Origin of the sequence: Clavibacter michiganensis (assembly GCF_021216655.1) — a bacterium.
Lineage (GTDB): Bacteria > Actinomycetota > Actinomycetes > Actinomycetales > Microbacteriaceae > Clavibacter > Clavibacter michiganensis.
This window is the reverse complement of sequence record NZ_CP080437.1, coordinates 2,771,499-2,788,745: the sequence shown is the minus strand read 5'-3', so window position 1 is coordinate 2,788,745 and position 17,247 is coordinate 2,771,499. Positions and strand designations below refer to the sequence as shown.

General features: G+C 73.2%; 19 protein-coding genes. 10 read left to right on the top strand and 9 right to left on the bottom strand.

Features of this window, described 5'->3' with window-relative positions; all coding sequences use genetic code 11:
* The first annotated feature begins 158 nt into the window (after window positions 1-158).
* From K0V08_RS13175 to K0V08_RS13145, 7 genes are all read left to right on the top strand, one after another.
* Window positions 159-1,181, top strand: coding sequence for a LacI family DNA-binding transcriptional regulator (locus K0V08_RS13175; protein WP_011931645.1), 1,023 nt, complete (start codon window positions 159-161; stop codon window positions 1,179-1,181).
* Window positions 1,182-1,307: 126 nt separating this feature from the next.
* Window positions 1,308-2,981: a sugar ABC transporter ATP-binding protein gene (locus K0V08_RS13170; protein WP_079531327.1), complete on the top strand. Its 1,674-nt coding sequence runs from the start codon at window positions 1,308-1,310 to the stop codon at window positions 2,979-2,981.
* Window positions 2,982-3,147: 166 nt separating this feature from the next.
* Window positions 3,148-4,152: an ABC transporter substrate-binding protein gene (locus K0V08_RS13165; protein WP_079531324.1), complete on the top strand. Its 1,005-nt coding sequence runs from the start codon at window positions 3,148-3,150 to the stop codon at window positions 4,150-4,152.
* Window positions 4,153-4,245: 93 nt separating this feature from the next.
* Window positions 4,246-5,820 carry a sugar ABC transporter ATP-binding protein gene (locus tag K0V08_RS13160; RefSeq protein ID WP_079531322.1) on the top strand — a complete coding sequence of 525 codons (1,575 nt, stop codon included), beginning with the start codon at window positions 4,246-4,248 and terminating at the stop codon, window positions 5,818-5,820.
* On the top strand, window positions 5,817-6,899 hold the full coding sequence (locus K0V08_RS13155; RefSeq protein ID WP_079531320.1) for an ABC transporter permease: 1,083 nt from the start codon (window positions 5,817-5,819) through the stop codon (window positions 6,897-6,899). The genes K0V08_RS13160 and K0V08_RS13155 overlap by 4 nt, the downstream gene beginning before the upstream one ends.
* Complete coding sequence (locus K0V08_RS13150; RefSeq protein ID WP_079531317.1) at window positions 6,896-7,954, top strand: ABC transporter permease; 1,059 nt, start codon at window positions 6,896-6,898, stop codon at window positions 7,952-7,954. The genes K0V08_RS13155 and K0V08_RS13150 overlap by 4 nt, the downstream gene beginning before the upstream one ends.
* A gap of 62 nt (window positions 7,955-8,016) precedes the next feature.
* The gene (locus K0V08_RS13145) at window positions 8,017-9,150 is read left to right on the top strand and encodes an epoxide hydrolase family protein (protein ID WP_079531314.1); all 1,134 of its coding nucleotides are present in this window, start codon (window positions 8,017-8,019) and stop codon (window positions 9,148-9,150) included.
* A 10-nt stretch (window positions 9,151-9,160) separates the two neighbouring features.
* On the opposite strand, the gene K0V08_RS13140 is transcribed toward K0V08_RS13145, so the two are convergent.
* From K0V08_RS13140 to K0V08_RS13125, 4 genes are all read right to left on the bottom strand, one after another.
* Window positions 9,161-9,565 (bottom strand): VOC family protein, encoded by a 405-nt coding sequence (locus tag K0V08_RS13140; protein WP_079531312.1) that lies wholly within the window; start codon window positions 9,563-9,565, stop codon window positions 9,161-9,163.
* Between the two features lie 137 nt (window positions 9,566-9,702).
* A complete protein-coding gene (locus K0V08_RS13135; RefSeq protein ID WP_079531309.1) occupies window positions 9,703-10,110 on the bottom strand; it encodes a DoxX family protein in 408 nt (135 codons plus the stop codon).
* Entirely contained in the window at window positions 10,110-10,532 is a 423-nt protein-coding gene (locus tag K0V08_RS13130; protein ID WP_079531306.1) for an organic hydroperoxide resistance protein, read from the bottom strand. Before K0V08_RS13130 ends, K0V08_RS13135 begins: the two co-directional genes overlap by 1 nt.
* 76 nt (window positions 10,533-10,608) lie before the next feature.
* Window positions 10,609-11,145: a MarR family winged helix-turn-helix transcriptional regulator gene (locus K0V08_RS13125; RefSeq protein WP_011931634.1), complete on the bottom strand. Its 537-nt coding sequence runs from the start codon at window positions 11,143-11,145 to the stop codon at window positions 10,609-10,611.
* An 89-nt stretch (window positions 11,146-11,234) separates the two neighbouring features.
* On the opposite strand from K0V08_RS13125, the gene K0V08_RS13120 reads away from it, so the two are divergent.
* Window positions 11,235-11,597 (top strand): hypothetical protein, encoded by a 363-nt coding sequence (locus tag K0V08_RS13120; RefSeq protein ID WP_011931633.1) that lies wholly within the window; start codon window positions 11,235-11,237, stop codon window positions 11,595-11,597.
* Between the two features lie 106 nt (window positions 11,598-11,703).
* Here the strand turns inward: K0V08_RS13120 and K0V08_RS13115 are convergent, their stop codons facing one another.
* From K0V08_RS13115 to K0V08_RS13105, 3 genes are all read right to left on the bottom strand, one after another.
* Window positions 11,704-11,883 (bottom strand): hypothetical protein, encoded by a 180-nt coding sequence (locus tag K0V08_RS13115; protein ID WP_011931632.1) that lies wholly within the window; start codon window positions 11,881-11,883, stop codon window positions 11,704-11,706.
* A 13-nt stretch (window positions 11,884-11,896) separates the two neighbouring features.
* Entirely contained in the window at window positions 11,897-12,361 is a 465-nt protein-coding gene (locus tag K0V08_RS13110) for a hypothetical protein (protein ID WP_174239498.1), read from the bottom strand.
* A gap of 195 nt (window positions 12,362-12,556) precedes the next feature.
* Window positions 12,557-13,036 (bottom strand): MerR family transcriptional regulator, encoded by a 480-nt coding sequence (locus K0V08_RS13105; protein WP_227324979.1) that lies wholly within the window; start codon window positions 13,034-13,036, stop codon window positions 12,557-12,559.
* A 72-nt stretch (window positions 13,037-13,108) separates the two neighbouring features.
* Between K0V08_RS13105 and K0V08_RS13100 the strand changes: the two genes are divergently transcribed.
* The gene (locus tag K0V08_RS13100) at window positions 13,109-13,822 is read left to right on the top strand and encodes an SDR family oxidoreductase (RefSeq protein ID WP_079531300.1); all 714 of its coding nucleotides are present in this window, start codon (window positions 13,109-13,111) and stop codon (window positions 13,820-13,822) included.
* A 13-nt stretch (window positions 13,823-13,835) separates the two neighbouring features.
* Here the strand turns inward: K0V08_RS13100 and K0V08_RS13095 are convergent, their stop codons facing one another.
* Window positions 13,836-14,543 carry a hypothetical protein gene (locus K0V08_RS13095; RefSeq protein ID WP_079531296.1) on the bottom strand — a complete coding sequence of 236 codons (708 nt, stop codon included), beginning with the start codon at window positions 14,541-14,543 and terminating at the stop codon, window positions 13,836-13,838.
* 87 nt (window positions 14,544-14,630) lie between these two features.
* On the opposite strand from K0V08_RS13095, the gene K0V08_RS13090 reads away from it, so the two are divergent.
* Window positions 14,631-15,479 carry an alpha/beta fold hydrolase gene (locus tag K0V08_RS13090; protein ID WP_079533618.1) on the top strand — a complete coding sequence of 283 codons (849 nt, stop codon included), beginning with the start codon at window positions 14,631-14,633 and terminating at the stop codon, window positions 15,477-15,479.
* A gap of 85 nt (window positions 15,480-15,564) precedes the next feature.
* On the opposite strand, the gene K0V08_RS13085 is transcribed toward K0V08_RS13090, so the two are convergent.
* Window positions 15,565-17,157 carry an MFS transporter gene (locus K0V08_RS13085; RefSeq protein ID WP_079531293.1) on the bottom strand — a complete coding sequence of 531 codons (1,593 nt, stop codon included), beginning with the start codon at window positions 17,155-17,157 and terminating at the stop codon, window positions 15,565-15,567.
* Window positions 17,158-17,247: the final 90 nt, after the last annotated feature.

Sequence of the window (17,247 nt, the reverse complement as noted above, 5' to 3'; positions counted from 1 at the left end):
GTCGGGTAGGCCAGCACCGCTGTCCGGCGGGCTCCGCTCCCGGGCCCCGCGCGGATCCGCCCCGGTAGGGTGTGCGCAGCGACGGGGGATCCGACCAGCCCGCGCCCCGGCGGGCGCGACGGCGGTCGCCGCCTCGGAGGATGCCGGATGGAGCACGGGTGAGCGTCAGGAGCGGCGGCGAGCGGCTCGGCCTCCGCGAGGTCGCGGAGCGGGCAGGCGTCTCGCACATGACCGTGTCGCGCGTGCTCAACGGGCACCCGCAGGTCAAGGAGTCGACCCGGCAGCGCGTGCTCGAGGTCGTCGCCGAGCTCGACTTCCGGCCGAACAGCGCGGCCCGCCAGCTCGTCACGCAGCAGGCGCTGCGCATCGGCGTGCTCATCGAGAGCGCCGTGGAGTTCGGGCCGTCGAGCATCCTGCGCGCCATCGAGCGGTCGGCGCGCGACGGCGGCTACTCGGTCGCCTCGTTCGCGCTGCGCGACGACGAGGACGCGACGCCCGAGGAGGCCGTGCGCCACCTCACCGGCCAGGGCATCGACGCGCTGTGCGTGGTCGCGCCGCGCTCGTCGTCGGTCGCCGTGCTCCGCACCATCACGACCGGGCTGCCGACGCTCGTGGTGAAGGCCGAGAAGGATCCGGCGTTCCTCACGGTCTCGGTCGACCAGTCCGCGGGCACGCGACTCGTGGTCGACCACCTCGCGAGCCTCGGCCACCGCGACGTGCTGCACGTCTCCGGCCCGCTCGACTGGCTCGACGCGCGTGCCCGCGAGCGCGCCTTCCACGCCCGCACCCGCGCCTGGGGCATGCGCGAGCGGCCCATCGTGATCGGCGACTGGTCGAGCGACTTCGGCTACGACTTCGCGAGGGGGCTCACCGCGGTGCCCGAGTACACGGCCGTGTTCGTGGCGAACGACGAGATGGCGCTCGGCGTGATCCACGGGCTGCACGACCGCGGGATCCGCGTGCCGGAGGACCTCAGCGTCGTCGGCTTCGACGACCTGCCCGTCTCGCGCCACTTCCTGCCGCCGCTCACGACCGTGAAGCAGGACTTCCCGGCGCTCGGCACGCTCGTCGTCGACGTGCTCATCGCGGCGATCGAGGGGCGCGAGATCCCGCAGGCCAGCCGGATCCCGGCCGAGCTCGTGGTGCGCGACTCGAGCGCCGCCGCCCGCCGCGTCGACTGAATCCGGCACCCGGGGGATCCGCGCCCGCCACCCCTCGCCCGCGCCGCCGACCGGCGGCTACAGTCGAGCACACCGGGCCCGCCCGGCACGCGGCCGCCACCCGGCCCGGAACCCGAGGAGCACCAGGTGCGTCACGCACGGGGATCGACGACGATCCGCCCGACCGGCCCGACCGCCGTTCCCGCGCCCGGATCCGCGCAGACCGCGCGCCCCCACGCACCGGCGCGCCCCACCGTGCGCATGCGGGGCATCACGGTCGCCTTCCCGAACGGCGTCGCGCTCGACGGCGTCGACCTCGACCTGCACCCCGGCGAGGTGCACGCGCTCCTCGGCGAGAACGGCGCGGGCAAGTCGACGCTGATCAAGGCGCTGCTCGGGGTGCACCGGATCGACGCGGGCGAGATCCTCGTCGACGGCGAGCCCGTGCGGCTCGGCGGGCCGGCGGATGCGCGGGCCCTCGGCATCCAGGCCGCGTTCCAGGAGTCGCACCTGGTCGAGAACCTCAGCGTCGGCGAGAACGTGATGCTCGGCCACGAGGCGCGCGGCCGGCTCGGCATCTCGTGGCGCGCCACCCACGCGCGCGCCGCCGCGATGCTCGCGGAGCTCGGCCTCGCCGACCTCGATCCCCGCGACCGCCTCGCCGACCTCTCCCCCGCCAGCCGCCAGCTCGTCTCCATCGCCCGCGCCATGGTCGACCGGCCGCGCGTGCTGGTGCTCGACGAGCCCACCTCCAGCCTCGACGCCGACGACGTGGCGCGCCTGTTCCAGGTGATCCGCCGCCTCCGCGACCAGGGCGTCGCGATCCTGTTCGTCTCCCACTTCCTCGAGCAGGTGCTGGCCCTCAGCGACCGGATGACGATCCTCCGCGGAGGCGTGAAGGAGGGCGACCACCTGCCCCACGAGCTCGACCGCGCCGAGCTCGTCGCGCGCATGATCGGGCAGGACGTCGCGCACCTCAAGCGCATCGGGTCGGAGCGACGGGCGCACCGCGTGGATCCGGTCGGGCCGCCGCTCTACCGCGCCGCCGGCGTCGGCCGCCGCGGCATGCTGCGGCCGGTGGACCTCGAGCTGCACCCGGGCGAGGTCGTGGGCATCGCCGGTCTCCGCGGATCCGGTCGCACCGAGCTCGCGCGCCTGCTCGCGGGCGCGGACCGGGCCGACGGCGGGGTGGTCACGCTCGGCGGGCGCGACGTCGTGATCGACCGACCGGCCGACGCGCTGCGGAACCGCGTCGCGCTCTCCGCGGAGGACCGCGGTGCCGAGGGACTCATCGGCGAGCTGAGCGTGCGGGAGAACATCGTGCTCGCGCTGCAGGCGCTGCGCGGCTGGGCGCATCCGCTCGCGAAGGCCGAGCGCGAGGACCTCGTCGAGCGGCACATCGAGCACTTCGGCATCACGCCGGCGGATCCCGCGACGCCCGCCGGGCAGCTCTCCGGCGGCAACCAGCAGAAGGTGCTGCTCGCGCGCTGGCTCGCGATCCGGCCGCGCGTGCTGATCCTCGACGAGCCGACCCGCGGCGTCGACATCCGCGCGAAGGTCGACATCCAGGCGCACATCGCGCAGCTCGCCATCGAGGGCGTCGCGGTCGTCTTCATCTCCAGCGCGTTCGACGAGCTCGTGCGCGTGAGCGACCGGATCGTCGTGCTCAAGGACCGGGAGAAGATCGGCGAGCTGGCCAACGGGCCGGGCGTGACGGTCGACACGCTCGTCGAGCTGATCGCGGCGCCCGCCGACGAGGACGACGAGGCGGACTTCCCGCTGCCGGAGCTGCCCGAGCGGCCCGACCCGCCTCGACGCTGATCCCGCGTCCCGTGATCCCGCGCTCGCGGGGGCAGCGCCCTTGTGCGGTCAGAACTGTTACCGGTAACATCCCGAGCACGCGGCAGCACCCCGCGCCACCGCAGCACGGCCGACCCCCGGGTCGGAACGGGACGCCGACGTCCTGACATCTCAAGGAGGAGATCCCATGTCCACGAAGAGGCGCATCGCCACCATCGCCGCAGCCGGGGCCATCGCCCTGAGCCTCGCGGCCTGCAACAGCAACTCCGGCACCGGATCCACGGCGGGCGGCGCCGCCGACAGTGGCGGCGAGACGGCCACCGTCGGCTTCGTCGCGGTCGGCCCCGAGGGCGCGTGGCGCCAGGCCAACGAGAAGGACATCCAGGACACCTTCACGAAGGAGGCCGGGTTCGACCTCAAGTACGCGCCCGCCACCAACAACGACCAGAAGTCGCAGATCGACGCGTTCACGTCGTTCGTCGACGAGGGCGTCGACGTGATCCTGCTCTCGGCCACCGAGGGATCCGGCTGGGAGGACTCGCTCGAGCGCGCCAAGGAGGCCGAGATCCCCGTGGTCCTCATCGACCGCGGCATCGAGCCCGACGACGACTCGCTCTACGCGACCCGCATCGCGCCCGACAACATCGCGGTGAGCTCGTCGGTCGCCGACTGGGCGAAGACCGCGCTGCCCGATGGCGGCAAGTACTTCACCCTCGAGGGCCCGGCCGGCGTCTCGGTCGTCAACGAGCGCAACGAGGGCTGGGACGAGGTCATCGGCGCCGAGAGCTCCTTCACGAAGGTCGGCGCGCAGACCGCGAACTGGTCGACCGAGGAGGCCAAGAGCGTCTTCGAGACCGTGCTCAAGTCGAATGCGAACGACGTGCAGATGGTCTTCGCGCAGAACGACGAGATGGGCCTCGGCGCCGTCCAGGCCGTCGAGGAGGCGGGCCTCACGCCCGGCCAGGACGTGAAGATCGCGACCATCGACGGCACGAAGAACGCGCTGCAGGCGCTGGCCGACGGCAAGCTCAGCTTCGTCGCCGAGTACAACCCGCTGTTCGGCGGCACCGCGCTCGAGGCCGTGCAGAAGCTGCTCGACGGCGAGAGCGTCGAGTCGTCGATCATCGTCCCGTCCGACGTGTTCGACTCCGCCGAGAAGGCCGCCACCGCGCTGCCCGACCGGAAGTTCTAGCCGCCCGCACGGACACCTGCGGCGGGGCGGATCCATCCGCCCCGCCGCCCCACCCGCCAGGCGACGACGCCGGCGGAGGAACGGAGCACGCGCATGCAGGCATCCAGCCCCATCGTCGAGATGCGGGGCATCACCATCTCCTTCCCCGGCGTCAAGGCGCTCGACGGGGTGGACCTCCGGCTCTTCCCCGGCGAGGTCCACACGCTCATGGGCGAGAACGGCGCCGGGAAGTCGACGCTGATCAAGGCGCTCACGGGCGTCTACGGCATCGACTCGGGCCGCGTGGTGGTCGCCGGATCCGAGCGCCGCCTCTCCGGCACCGCCGACGCGCAGGCCGCCGGGATCTCGACGGTCTACCAGGAGGTCAACCTCTGCGGGAACCTCACGATCGGCGAGAACGTCATGCTCGGCCACGAGAGGCGCGGCCGCTTCGGCATCGACTGGAAGGGCACGCACGCCGCCGCCTCCGAGGTGCTGGCGCGCGTGGGGCTCGGCCACCTGGATCCGCGCACGCCGCTCTCCACCATCAGCCTCGCGCTGCAGCAGCTCGTGGCGATCAGCCGCGCGACCGTGCTCGACGCGAAGGTCCTGATCCTCGACGAGCCGACCTCCAGCCTCGACGCCGACGAGGTCGAGGGCCTCTTCCGCGTGATGCGCCGCCTCCGCGACGAGGGCGTCGCCATCCTCTTCGTCTCCCACTTCCTCGACCAGGTCTTCGCGATCAGCGACCGCCTCACGGTGCTCCGCAACGGCAGGCTCGTGGGCGAGCACCTCACGCGCGACATCGACCGGGCCGGGCTCATCGCCGAGATGATCGGCAAGGACCTGCAGACCCTCCGCTCCCTCGACCGCGAGCGCGCCTCGCGCCAGGTCGCCACGGGCGAGCCCGTGTACCGGGCCACCGGCATCGGACGGAAGGGCTCGCTCGACGCGACCGACGTCGAGCTCCGCCGCGGCGAGGTCGTGGGCCTCGCCGGGCTCCTCGGCTCCGGCCGCACCGAGCTCGCGCGCCTCCTCTACGGCGTCGACAAGCCCGACACCGGATCCGTGACCATGGACGGCGCACCCGTCGCCATCTCCTCTCCCGCGAAGGCGCTGAAGCACCGCATCGCGTTCTCGAGCGAGAACCGGCGCGACGAGGGGATCATCCGCGACCTCAGCGTGCGGGAGAACCTCGTGCTCGCCGTGCAGGCGAAGCGCGGCTGGGCACGTCCCCTGCCGCGCAAGGAGAAGGACCGGATCGTCGCCAAGTACCTCACCGAGCTCAACGTGCGGCCCGCGGATCCCGACCGGCCCATCCGCAACCTGTCCGGCGGCAACCAGCAGAAGGTGCTGCTCGGCAGGTGGCTGGCGACCGAGCCGGAGCTGCTGATCCTCGACGAGCCGACCCGCGGGATCGACGTGGGCGCGAAGGCCGAGATCCAGGAGCAGGTCGCGGCCCTCGCCGACACGAGCGTCGCCGTCGTGTTCATCTCCTCGGAGCTCGAGGAGGTGGTGCGGCTCAGCGACCGGATCGTCGTGCTCAAGGACCACCGCAAGATCGCCGAGCTGGAGGCGGGACCCGACGTGACGGCGCAGTCGATCGTCGCCGCCATCGCGGAGGAGGGCGTCTCCGACATCGCGCTCGAGACCGTGCCCGACACCGCGCCCGAGGAGGCAGCCCGATGAGCGACACCACCACCGCGAAGCGGAGCGCACGCGGCCGCGGCGACGTGCTGCACCGGCCCTGGTTCTGGGGCACGGTCGCGATCCTGCTGCTGCTCGCGATCAACGTGGCGAAGGACCCCGGCTACCTCGCGCTGTCGGTGAATCCGGACACGGGGAACCTCGTGGGCAACCTCGTCGACATCCTCCGGGCCGCAGCACCCGTGCTGATGATCGCGGTCGGCATGTGCCTCGTCGTCGCCACCGGCGGCATCGACCTCAGCGTCGGCTCGATCATGGTGGTCGCCGGCGCCGTCTCCATGGAGTTCCTGAAGGCCGCCGGTTCCGACTCGCTCGGCGTCGCGCTCGGCGCGATGGGCCTCGCGCTCCTCATCGCCGGGATCCTCGGCGCGGTCAACGGCATGCTCGTCTCCGTCGTGGGGCTGCAGCCCTTCATCAGCACGCTCGTGATCATGCTGGCCGGCCGCGGCCTCGCGAAGGTCATCACGGCGGGCCAGAACACGGCCGCGTCCAACGAGCCGTTCCGCTGGGTCGCGAACGGGTACCTCGTGGGGCTGCCGGTGGTGTTCCTGCTGGCCGTGCTGATCACGATCGGCGTCGCCGTGCTCGTGCGGCGCAGCGCCCTCGGCCTCATGATCGAGGCGATCGGCATGGATCCGCAGGCCGCGCGCCTCGCGGGCCTCGACCGCCGCGCGCTCCTGTTCACCGCCTACATCGCGAGCGGCCTGCTCGCGGGCGTCGCCGGGATCTTCGCCACCGCCAGCGTCATGACGGTCGACGTCTCCCGCACCGGCTACCAGCTGGAGCTCGACGCGATCCTCGCGGTCGTCATCGGCGGCACCTCGCTCGCGGGCGGCAAGTTCCACCTGCTCGGGGCGGCCGTCGGCGCGCTCCTCATCGCGACCCTCGACAAGACGGTCGTGTTCCTCGGCATCTCGTCCTCAGCGACGCCCGCGTTCAAGGCCATCGTGATCGTCGCGATCGTGCTCCTGCAGTCCCGGCGCGTCCGCGCGCTGTTCACGAGGCGCCGCCCGCCGGCGCCCACCCCCGTGCCGACCGAGAAGGAGGCCGTGCCCGCATGAGCGCCACGACGATCCAGCCGCCCCTGACCCCGACGCCCGCGCCGGGACCCGGCACCGCATCCCGGCCGCCGCGCCGCCGCATGCGCCTCCGCCTCGACTCGCTGCCCACGGTCGCCGCCCTGGTGATCCTGCTCGCGATGCTGGCCTACGGCGAGATCGCGTACGGCCGCATCCTGCAGGCCGCGACGCTGTCGAACCTCCTCATCAACAACGCGCACGTCATCGTCCTCGCGGTGGGCCTCACGTTCGTGATCCTCACGGGCGGCATCGATCTGTCCGTCGGCGCGATCGTCGCCGTCAGCAGCGTCGCGGGCGTGATCCTCGCCAACGCGGGCTGGGACCCGTGGGTGGTGATGGTGCTGATGATCCTCATCGGCACGGCCTCCGGCGTCGTCTCGGGCGTGCTGATCCAGTTCTTCGACGTGCAGCCGTTCATCGCGACGCTCGCGATGATGTTCCTCGGCCGCGGCCTCGCGTCCATCCTCAGCACCGTGCCCGAGCGCCTCGACGACGAGTCGCCGCTGCGCTCGCTCGCCACGAACATGAAGGTGGTCGACGGCCCGAAGGTCAACGACGTCGTCACGACGCCCGGCGTGCTCATCGCGCTCGTGGTGGTGGCGGTCGCGTTCTTCGTGCTGCACCGCACGCGCCTCGGCCGCACCGTGTACGCGACGGGCGGATCCGAGCAGTCGGCCGCGCTCATGGGCCTGCCCGTGCGCCGCACGAAGCTCGCCGTCTACGTGATCAGCGGCACGCTCGCCGGGCTCGCCTCCGTGATCTACACGGCCCGGCTCGGCAGCGCGCAGAACATCACCGGCATCGGCTGGGAGCTCGACGCGATCGCCGCGACCGTCATCGGCGGCACCCTCCTCACGGGCGGCGTCGGCTTCGTGCTCGGCTCGGTCGTCGGCGCGCTCGTGCTCGGCCTGATGAACGTGCTCATCACGCGCGACGGCGGCATCCCGCCCGAGGCGACCACCATCATCACGGGCGGGATCCTGCTGGTCTTCGTGCTGCTGCAGCGCGCGGTGATGGCCAGGCGGCGGCGGACCTAGCCGCCGCGGAGGCGACGCGAGACCATGAGGGAACCGCGCCCGCCCGCCACGTCAGGATCCGCATGACCCACCCGCTCCCCCTGCACGTCACCGACGCCGACCTCGACGACCTGCGCGACCGGATCCGCCGCACGCGCTGGGCGCCCGCGTGGCCGGTCGAGCCGTGGGAGGCCGGCACCGACCAGGCGACGTTGCGCCGCCTCGCCGCCGTCTGGGCCGACGGGTTCGACTGGCGGGCGCGCGAGCGGGAGATCCGCGCGCTGCCGTGGGCGGTCGCCGACCTCGACGGCACCCCGGTCTCGTACCTGCGCTTCGAGGCCGAGCACTCCGAGCGCGCCGGCGGCCTCCCGATCGTGCTCACGAACGGCTGGCCGAGCTCGGCACTGGAGATGGTGCCGCTCGCCGAGCGGCTGTCGTCGCCGTCGCGCTTCGGCGGCGATGCGGCCGACGCGGTCACCGTGATCGTGCCCGCCCTGCCCGGCTTCCCGTTCTCGCCGCAGCGGCCCCGGATCGACGAGCGGACGCACGAGCTCTGGCACCGGCTGATGACGGAGGAGCTGGGCTTCGCGCGGTACGCGGCGCACGGAGGCGACCTCGGCGCGGGGATCACGTCACGGCTGGCGGAGGCGCACCCGGAAGCGGTCGCGGGGATCCACCTGATGGCCGTCGCCGCGCCGCACGACCTCGACGAGGCGACGCTCACGGACGAGGAGCGCGCGCACGTGGCCGAGATGCGCGCGTGGGAGGCCGCGGAGGGCGGGTACGAGCACCAGCAGCAGACGCGTCCGCTCACGCTCGCGCCCGCGCTGCAGGACTCGCCCGTGGGGCTGCTGTCGTGGATCCTCGAGAAGCACCGCGCGTGGAGCGACTGCGGCGGCGACGTCTCTCGGGCCTTCAGCGACGACCACCTGCTGACGCTGGCCTCCCTCTACTGGTTCACTGGATCCATCGGCACCTCGCTCCGCCCGTACTTCGCGTACGGCTCCGGACGCACCGCGCCCGTGCGGCGCGTGCAGGTGCCGACCGCGGTCGCCGTCTTCCCGCACGACCTGGTGCACCCGCCCCGGAGCTGGGCGGAGCGCACCTACGACGTCGTGCGGTACACGACGATGCCGCGCGGAGGCCACTTCGCGCCGCACGAGGAGCCGGGGCCGCTGGCGGACGACATCGCGGCGTTCCTGCGGATGCTGCGGTAGCGACGTCCGGTCAGGCGCCTGCCGGGATCGGATCCATGTACCCGAGCTCGATGACGTTGCCGTCGGGATCGCGGAGCTGGCGCTGGTACATGAAGCCGAGGTCGACGGCGCGCCGGGGCTCGGATCCGCCGGCGTCGAGACCCGCGGTCGCGCGCGCGTCGACGTCGGCGCGGCTGTCGAGCATGACCGCGGTGATCGCCGCGGCGCTCGACGACGGATCCCCCACCGGCACGTCGAGGAACGACTGGAAGAAGTCGCGCGTGAGGAGCATGAACGCGCTGCGGTCGGCCTCGACGACGAGGCACGCGGCCTTCTCGTCGGTGAAGTCGGGGTTGACGGCGCAGCCGACGGCCTCGTAGAACGTGATCGCGCGAGGCAGGTCGGTGACGGGCAGGTTGACGAAGATCATGGGCATCGGTCTCTCCTTCGAGACGCAGGGACCGCGGGTGGTGCGGATGCGCCCATGCTGGCGACGCGCGACCGCCCCCGTCAAGACGGACGGCCACCGGTCCCCCTACGGGATCCGGTGGCCGTCGTCGTGCGCGCGGCGGGTCAGCGCTTCCGCAGCGCCCCCGTCGACCACAGCGCCAGCGCGATGAGCACCGGCTGGAAGAACAGGCGGCCGAGGCGCTTGCCGTCGGTGTCGAGGCCGAAGCCGTCGCGCTTGTGCACGTACTGGGCGATGTTGCCCGGGAATATCGCCGTGAAGAACGCGGCGGCCGCCCAGCCGGCGAGGCCGCGGCGCGAGCGCGCGAACAGCAGGGCCGAGCCGAGCGTGATCTCGACGATGCCGGATCCGACGACGGTCACGTCCTCGGGCACCGGCAGCGACTTCGGGACCTGCGCGCGGAACTCCTCCCGCGCCACCGTGAGGTGCGAGACGCCGGCGAATGCGAGGAACGAGCCGAGCACCACGCGCGCGGCGGTGCGCGGGAAGGACGTGCGGGCGAGGCCGGCCATCAGTCGTCCGAGACCGTGACGTCGACCTCGATGTTGCCGCGGGTCGCGTTCGAGTACGGGCAGACCTGGTGCGCCTGGTCGGCGAGCTCCTGCGCGAGGTCGTGCTCGACCCCGGGGATGACGACCTCGAGGTGCACGGCGAGCTGGTAGCCGCCCTGCCCGTTGGATCCGATGCTCACGCGGCTGCCGACGCTGGAGTCGGCGATCTTCACCTTGCGCGCGCGGGCGACGCCCTGCAGCGCGGAGTGGAAGCACGCGGCGTAGCCGGCGGCGAAGAGCTGCTCGGGGTTCGCGCCCTCGCCGGATCCGCCCATGGCCTTGGGGATGGAGAGGTCGAGCGCGAGGTCGCTGTCGCTGACGGCCACGCGGCCGTCGCGGCCGGCTCCCGTGGCGAGGGCCTCCGCGGTGTAGAGGGCGTCCATGTCGATTCCTTCCGTTCGTGGCCGCTCGTGGCGGCCGGTTCGCCGCGGCGGATGCGCGGCCGGTGGGTGGTGCGGATCAGGGGGTGCGGGTGCGCGCCGACGCCTCGGCCGGCCGGGTCGCCGGGTGCGCGAGCGCATCCGCCGTGGCCTCCTGCATCCCCGCGGTCAGCAGGTGCAGGGTGGCGAGCAGCTGGCGCGCACGATCGAGGTCGAGGCCCATGCCGCGGATGATGGCCGCGGGCACGTGCGCGAGCTCGGCCCGCACGGTGCGGCCGCGCTCGGCGAGCGAGACGGTGACGACGCGCTGGTCGGCGGAGATGCGGCGGCGGGCGATGAAGCCGGCCTCCTCCATCCGCGCGAGCAGCGGCGACAGCGTGCCCGAGTCGAGGTCGAGCTGCTGCCCGAGCTCGGTGACCGTCCGGTCGTCGCCGGACCACAGCAGCACGAGCACGAGGTACTGCGGGTAGGTGAGGCCCCACGGCGCGAGGAGCGCGCGGTACGCCTGGGTCGTGGATCGCGACGCCGTGTAGAGCGAGAAGCAGACGAGCTCGTCGGCGATGCGCGCGGGGGGCGCGGTCTCGTCGGCGGGCGGGCAGCTCTCGGTTCCGGTCATGCTCCGACCCTGCCATGGAACAAGATTGTGCGCAATCCATCTCGGCCGACGCTCAGCGGACGAACGCCGCCCAAGTACCCTGGAGCGACATGATCACGAGACGAGAGGCCGCGCTGCGGCTGGGCATCCCGCTGGAGATGGCCACGCGCCACGGCATCCCGGGGCGCGTCCCCGAGTCCGAGATCGCGGCGATGGACCAGGATCCGCCGCCCTGGCTCGCGCAGTCCCGGGCCAACACGACCGGCAAGCGCCCCGTCTGGGTGCAGCTGACGTGCGAGGTCTGCGGCTTCACCGAGGCCGTGCGGCCGAAGAAGTGGTGGCCGGAGTTCTCCTACCTCTCCTGCGAGCGGCACTCCCCCGACGAGCTCCCCGAGCCCGCTCTCGGCCTCGCCCGCCGCGAGGTGGACGGCATCGGCAGCCGGTTCGTGGGCGTGGTGGACGAGCGGCCGTAGGGGCCACCCGAGCGCGCCGGCGGATCAGTCCGCGACGCCGGTCGGACGCCATGCGAAGAAGAGGGACCTCGTCGTCAGGCGGGGTCCCTCTCGTGCGACGGGTCGCCTACGCGCTCTGGGCGAGCTTCTTGATCCAGTCCTCGGTCTTGCGACCGCGCTTCTTGTCGACCACGATCCGGATCCGCGCCGCCGAGGCACGTTCCGCGTCGCTGATGGGATCGGCCTTCCCGGCCTGGATGCGCTTCTCGAGTGCGCTCGGGCTCGGGTTCCTCTGATCCATCGTCATGGCGGTACCTCCTTCATCCATTCTCAGCGCGTGTGGGAACGGTGTCCACCTCGGGCGGACGGACGCCCAGGCCGCATGCCGCGATGCTCCTCCGCTCCCCGTCCAGACGAGACGACGACGTCACGGCATCGATCATCTCCGCTTCGGTCGTCGTCGCCTCCGCTACGAGCACCTCGATCGCGGCCAGTCCCACTTCACGATCCGCCTCGTCCGACGACATGACGAGATCGAGGGCCCACTTCGCCCGATCCCACCACTCCTGGCGCTCCGCCGACCGTCGCGAGACCCGCGCGGCGACAGTGGCCGCCCCGTAGGCGAGGCCGGCTCCGACGAGCGTGAAGATGCCGGCAGCAGGAGGCCCTGTCCAGAAGTCCCGCACGAACTCCTCGTCCACGATGCCGCGAGCGAAGAGCCACACGACCACAGCCGCCAGAGCTCCGCAGGCGCTGGCCACCGCAGCGATAGCTCCCAGTCGCATGATCACCAGCCGTCCTCCCCACGATGTCCCAGCGGCAGACCATATGCCTCGCCACCGTCATCGCCACATCCAGCTGGCTGCGGCCCGCCCCATCGCGCACGGCAGCCAAGCAGCCCCCGGATGGGCTCCTCGAGCCAGTGGACGCCTGGCGGCCCTTCTCCCATCACCCGCGGGGCCGGGATCGCGACGCCTCCGTCAGGCCGCGACGCTCTCCTCGCGCGCACCGGCGTGCGCCGCCCCGCCCTCGCGCAGCGCCGGGCAGTGCTCCGGCGTCGGGTGCAGGCAGATGTCGATGACGCGGGTGAGCTCCTCGCGGGCGCGCTCGAGCTCGGCGATGGCCGCGGTGATCCGGTCGCGCTCGGAGCGGAGCAGCGCGAGCGACTCGGGTGCCGCGACGCCCGAGTCGACGCTCGGGAGCAGCTGGCGGATCGTGCGGCTCGGGAGTCCCGCGGCGAACAGCCGCTGGATGAGCTGCACGCGCTCCACGGCCGCCTCCGGGTAGACGCGCTGGCCGCTCGTGGTGCGCTCGGCCGGCAGCAGGCCCTGCTCCTCGTAGTAGCGGAGCGCCCGCGTGCTCACGCCCGCTCGCCCCGCCACGTCGCCGATCCGCAGCATGCCGCCCTCTTCCCTCGTGGTGGTGATCCCGTCGATCCGCCGGGCGGACTTGCCCTTCACGTCGACGTCAAGTCCTAGCGTAAGCCGCGCCGCACCGCGCGAACGACGCGGGCGGCAGGAGGAACAGCACGCATGGACATCCAGGATCAGGTCGCCCTCGTCACCGGCGCCAACCGCGGCATCGGCCGCACCTTCGTCGAGGAGCTGCTCGCGCGCGGCGCCCGCAAGGTCTACGCGACCGCGCGCCGGCCCGAGGCGATCGACATCCCCGGCGTCGAGGTGCTGCGCCTCGACCTCGCCGACCCGGCATCCGTGGACGCCGCCGCCGCGGCCGCGCAGGACGTGACGCTCGTCGTCAACAACGCGGGCATCTCGACGGGTGCCGCGCTCATCACGGGCGACATGGCGGAGATCCGCCGCGAGATGGACACCCACTTCTACGGGACGCTCGGCGTGATCCGCGCGTTCGCGCCCGTGCTCGCCGCCAACGGCGGGGGCGGGATCGTCAACATCCTGTCCGCGCTGTCGTGGTTCTCGACCTCGGGCGCGGGCGGCTACGCGGCGGCGAAGGCAGCCGAGTGGAACATGACCAACGCGGTGCGGCTGGAGCTCGCCGGGCAGGGGACGCTCGTGCAGGGCGTGCACCTCGGGGCTGCCGACACCGACATCATGGCCGGCTACGACGGGCCGATGATCGCCCCGCGCGACGTGGCCCGGGCGTCGCTCGACGGCGTGGCCGCGGGATCCGTCGAGGTCGTGGTCGACGACTGGAGCCGCATGGTGAAGGACTCGCTGAGCGGCGACCCGGCCCCGTTCTACGAGAAGCTGCGCGCGATCCTCGGATGATCCCGGAGCGCTCCTAGCCCGCCGTGACGCGCACGGATCCGCCCTCGAGCACGAACTCGAGCGCCGTGCCCTCGGGGAACTCGTCGCGGAGCTCGGCGGGCATGTCGCCCGTGACCGTGAGGACGCCGCGCGCCGGGAACGAGCCCGCCGCGCATCCGCCGACCGGGTTCGTGCCGCGGGCGAACCGCGGGGCGACGACGGTGACGCACGCGGCGGCGTCCTCGGGGTTCTCGAGGCCGATCACCGTGAGGCCGTGGAACTCGCCGACGCCCGTCGCGACGTCCTGGTACCAGTCGTCCCAGCGGTCGGGGACGGGGCGGTCGGGATCCAGCGCGACGGTGCCGACGTCGCGGCCCGTCATCGACGCGAGGCCCGAGGTGAGCGCGACGGTCGCGCCGACCGCGACGAGCACGGACGCGGCCCAGAGGATCGCGGTGCGACGGCGGGGTGCGGGAGCGCGGGATGCGGGGGCGTCGTCATCGTCGGCGTCGCGCTCGTCGATGGCGGGATCCGCGGGGGCGGGACCCCCGGGGTGGGCCGTGGACGGAGCGACAGGAGGGACCGCGCCCGCCGAGTGCGGATCCGACGCGGCGCCGGCCGCCCCGCCCTGCCGCGCCTCGAGCTCCCGCAGCCGGTCGAGCTCGGCGTCGTCGAGATCGGGTGCGGGTCCGTACGCGCGACGGCGGAGCTCCCGGAGCTCGCTGCCCTGCGCCTCGTCCATGTGCCGATCCTGTCACCGTGCGCCGCGCACGTCCCGGGTCCCGCCACGCCCCTGTCCGCCGGGCGCACGCGCGCCTACGCTCGGCCCATGCTCACCGAGACGGATCTGTGGCTCCCCGACGGCCGCACACTGCACTGCTACGACACGGGTCCGGGTGACGGCGCCGACCTCGTGGTCGTCTACCACCACGGCACGCCGAACGTCGGGCCGCCGCCCGCGCCGCTGGTCGAGGCACCGGCGGGCCGCGGGATCCGCTGGATCTCGTACGACCGGCCGGGGTACGGCGGATCCACCCGGGACCCGGGCCGCACCGTCGCGACCACCGCTGCCGACGACGCGGCCGTCGCCGACGCGCTCGGGATCGACCGGTTCGCCGTGCTCGGCCACTCGAGCGGCGCGGTGCTCGCCCTGGCCGCAGCGGCCGCGCTCCCGGGGCGCGTGCTCGGCGCGCTCTGCGGCGCGGCCCTCGCGCCGATCCGCGCCGAGGGCCTCGACTGGTTCGCCGGCATGCACGCGGGCGGCGAGCGCGAGCTGCGGGCCGCTGTGGCCGGACGCGAGGCGCTCGAGGAGGAGCTGTCCGCGTCGACGTTCGACCCGGCGATGTTCACGGACGGCGACCTCCGCGCGCTGGAGACCGAGTGGGCGTGGTTGAACGAGGTGGCCGGTCGCGGGCTCGACGCGGGGATCGGCGGCATGGTCGACGACGACCTCGCTCTCGTCGCCGACTGGGGCGTCGACCTGGCGGCGGTCCGTGCCCCGGTGATCCTGCTGCACGGCGATGCCGACCGGATCGCCCCGGTCGCCCACGCGCGCTGGCTCGCCGACCGCGTGCCGGGCGCGGAGCTCGTGATCCGGCCGGGCGACGGCCACATCTCCGTGCTGCACGGAGCGGCGGACGCGCTCGCCCGGCTGCGGGGGCGGATCGCCGCCGCATAGAAGAGGTACGCACCCACGGAAATGGCTCTCGCCGACCCGGACGGATCCGGATCGGCGAGAGGTGGAGCGGCAGGAGCGGCGCGGGTCAGTGCCCGCGCGACACCCGCCGCGGCAGGGCGAAGACGAGCGCGAAGGCGACGACCGCGAAGATCGCGCTGACGCCCATGGCCGAGGCCGACGCGTCGGTGAACGCCTGCGGCACCATCTGCGGTCCGCGGATCCCGGCGCCGGCCACGCCCGCGAACAGCACGCTGCCGATCACCGCGATGCCGACCGCCGAGCCGACGCGCTGCACGGTGCCGATGACGCCGGACGCCGCGCCCGCCTCGGCCGGGTCCACCGTCGCGACGATGAACTGCGCGTTCGGGGCGATGAAGAGGCCGTTGCCGATGCCGGCGAGCAGCAGCGGGACGAGGAGCATCCAGCTGGTGAGGTCCGCGGCCTGCGTGTTCAGCAGCACGAGCCACAGCCAGATGAGGCCGACGCTCACGAGCGCGGTGCCGATCACGAGCACGGTGCGGCCGAGGCGGTTGGTGAGCCGGTTGCTCTGCGAGGAGCCGACGATGCTGCCGATCGCGAACGGGATCGAGACGAGGCCCGACTCGAGCGCGGAGTTGCCGAGGCCCGACTGCCAGAGGATCGAGATGGTGAAGAAGATGCTCGTGAACGCCGCGAAGTAGACCATCGCGAGGATCACGCCGCCCGTGAAGGCGGGGTGCGTGAACAGGTGCGGCGGCACGAGGACGCCCTTCGAGCGCTTCGTCTGCATGACCTCCCACGCGCCGAAGAGCGCGAGGAGCACGACGCCGCCGGCGAGGGAGAGGTAGGTCCAGAGCGGCCAGCCCTGGTCCTGGCCGTCGATGAGCGGCACGAGCAGGGCCACGAGGCCGGCGCTCACGAGGAGGATGCCGACGAGGTCGACGCCCGAGGCGGCGGGGGCCTTGGCGGGCGCGGCCGCGCCCTGCTTCGTGCCCGCGCGCTGCCCGGACTGCGCGCGCACGTCGCCCGCGACCTGCTCGGCCACCTGGCGGCTCGGGAGCAGGAAGATCGCGGCGATCACGGTCGCGAGGCCCACGGGCAGGTTCACGAAGAAGACCAGGCGCCAGCCCGACTCCTCCCCCGCGGCCTGGATGATCAGGCCTCCCACGATCGGGCCGAGCGCGGAGGAGACGCCGATGACGGCGCCCATGATGGCGAACGCCTTGCCGCGCGCCTGCGGCGGGAACAGCAGCTGGATGAAGGCGGTCACCGCGGGCACGAACAGGCCGCCGGCGAGCCCCTGCACCACGCGCGCGATCACGAGCTGGAGGTCGTCCTGAGCCACACCGCACGCGAGGCTGGCGAGCGTGAAGAGCGCGATGCCGGTCACGAACACCCACTTGTGCCCGTAGCGGTCGCCGAGGCGGCCCGCGGGGATCAGCGCGAGGCCGAACGCGAGCGCGTAGCCGGAGATGATCCAGCTCAGCGTCGACTCGGAGGCGTCGAGGCTCGTGCGGATGGTGGGCAGCGCCACGTTCACGATGGTCGTGTCGAGCAGCGCGATGAACATGCCCGCGAGCAGCACGATGAGCGCCTGCCAGGCGCGGCGGGAGACGACGGGGGCGGAGGAGGATCCGGATGCGCCAGGCGCGCCGGATGCGCCGGCCGCCGGGCGGGCGGATGCGGTGGTGTCGGACATGGGGTCCTTTCGTGCCGGCGCGGGCGTCGGCGGTGGTGCGAGCGGATCCGGCCGGTGAGCGCGCGAACGGGCGACGAGGGCACGGGACGG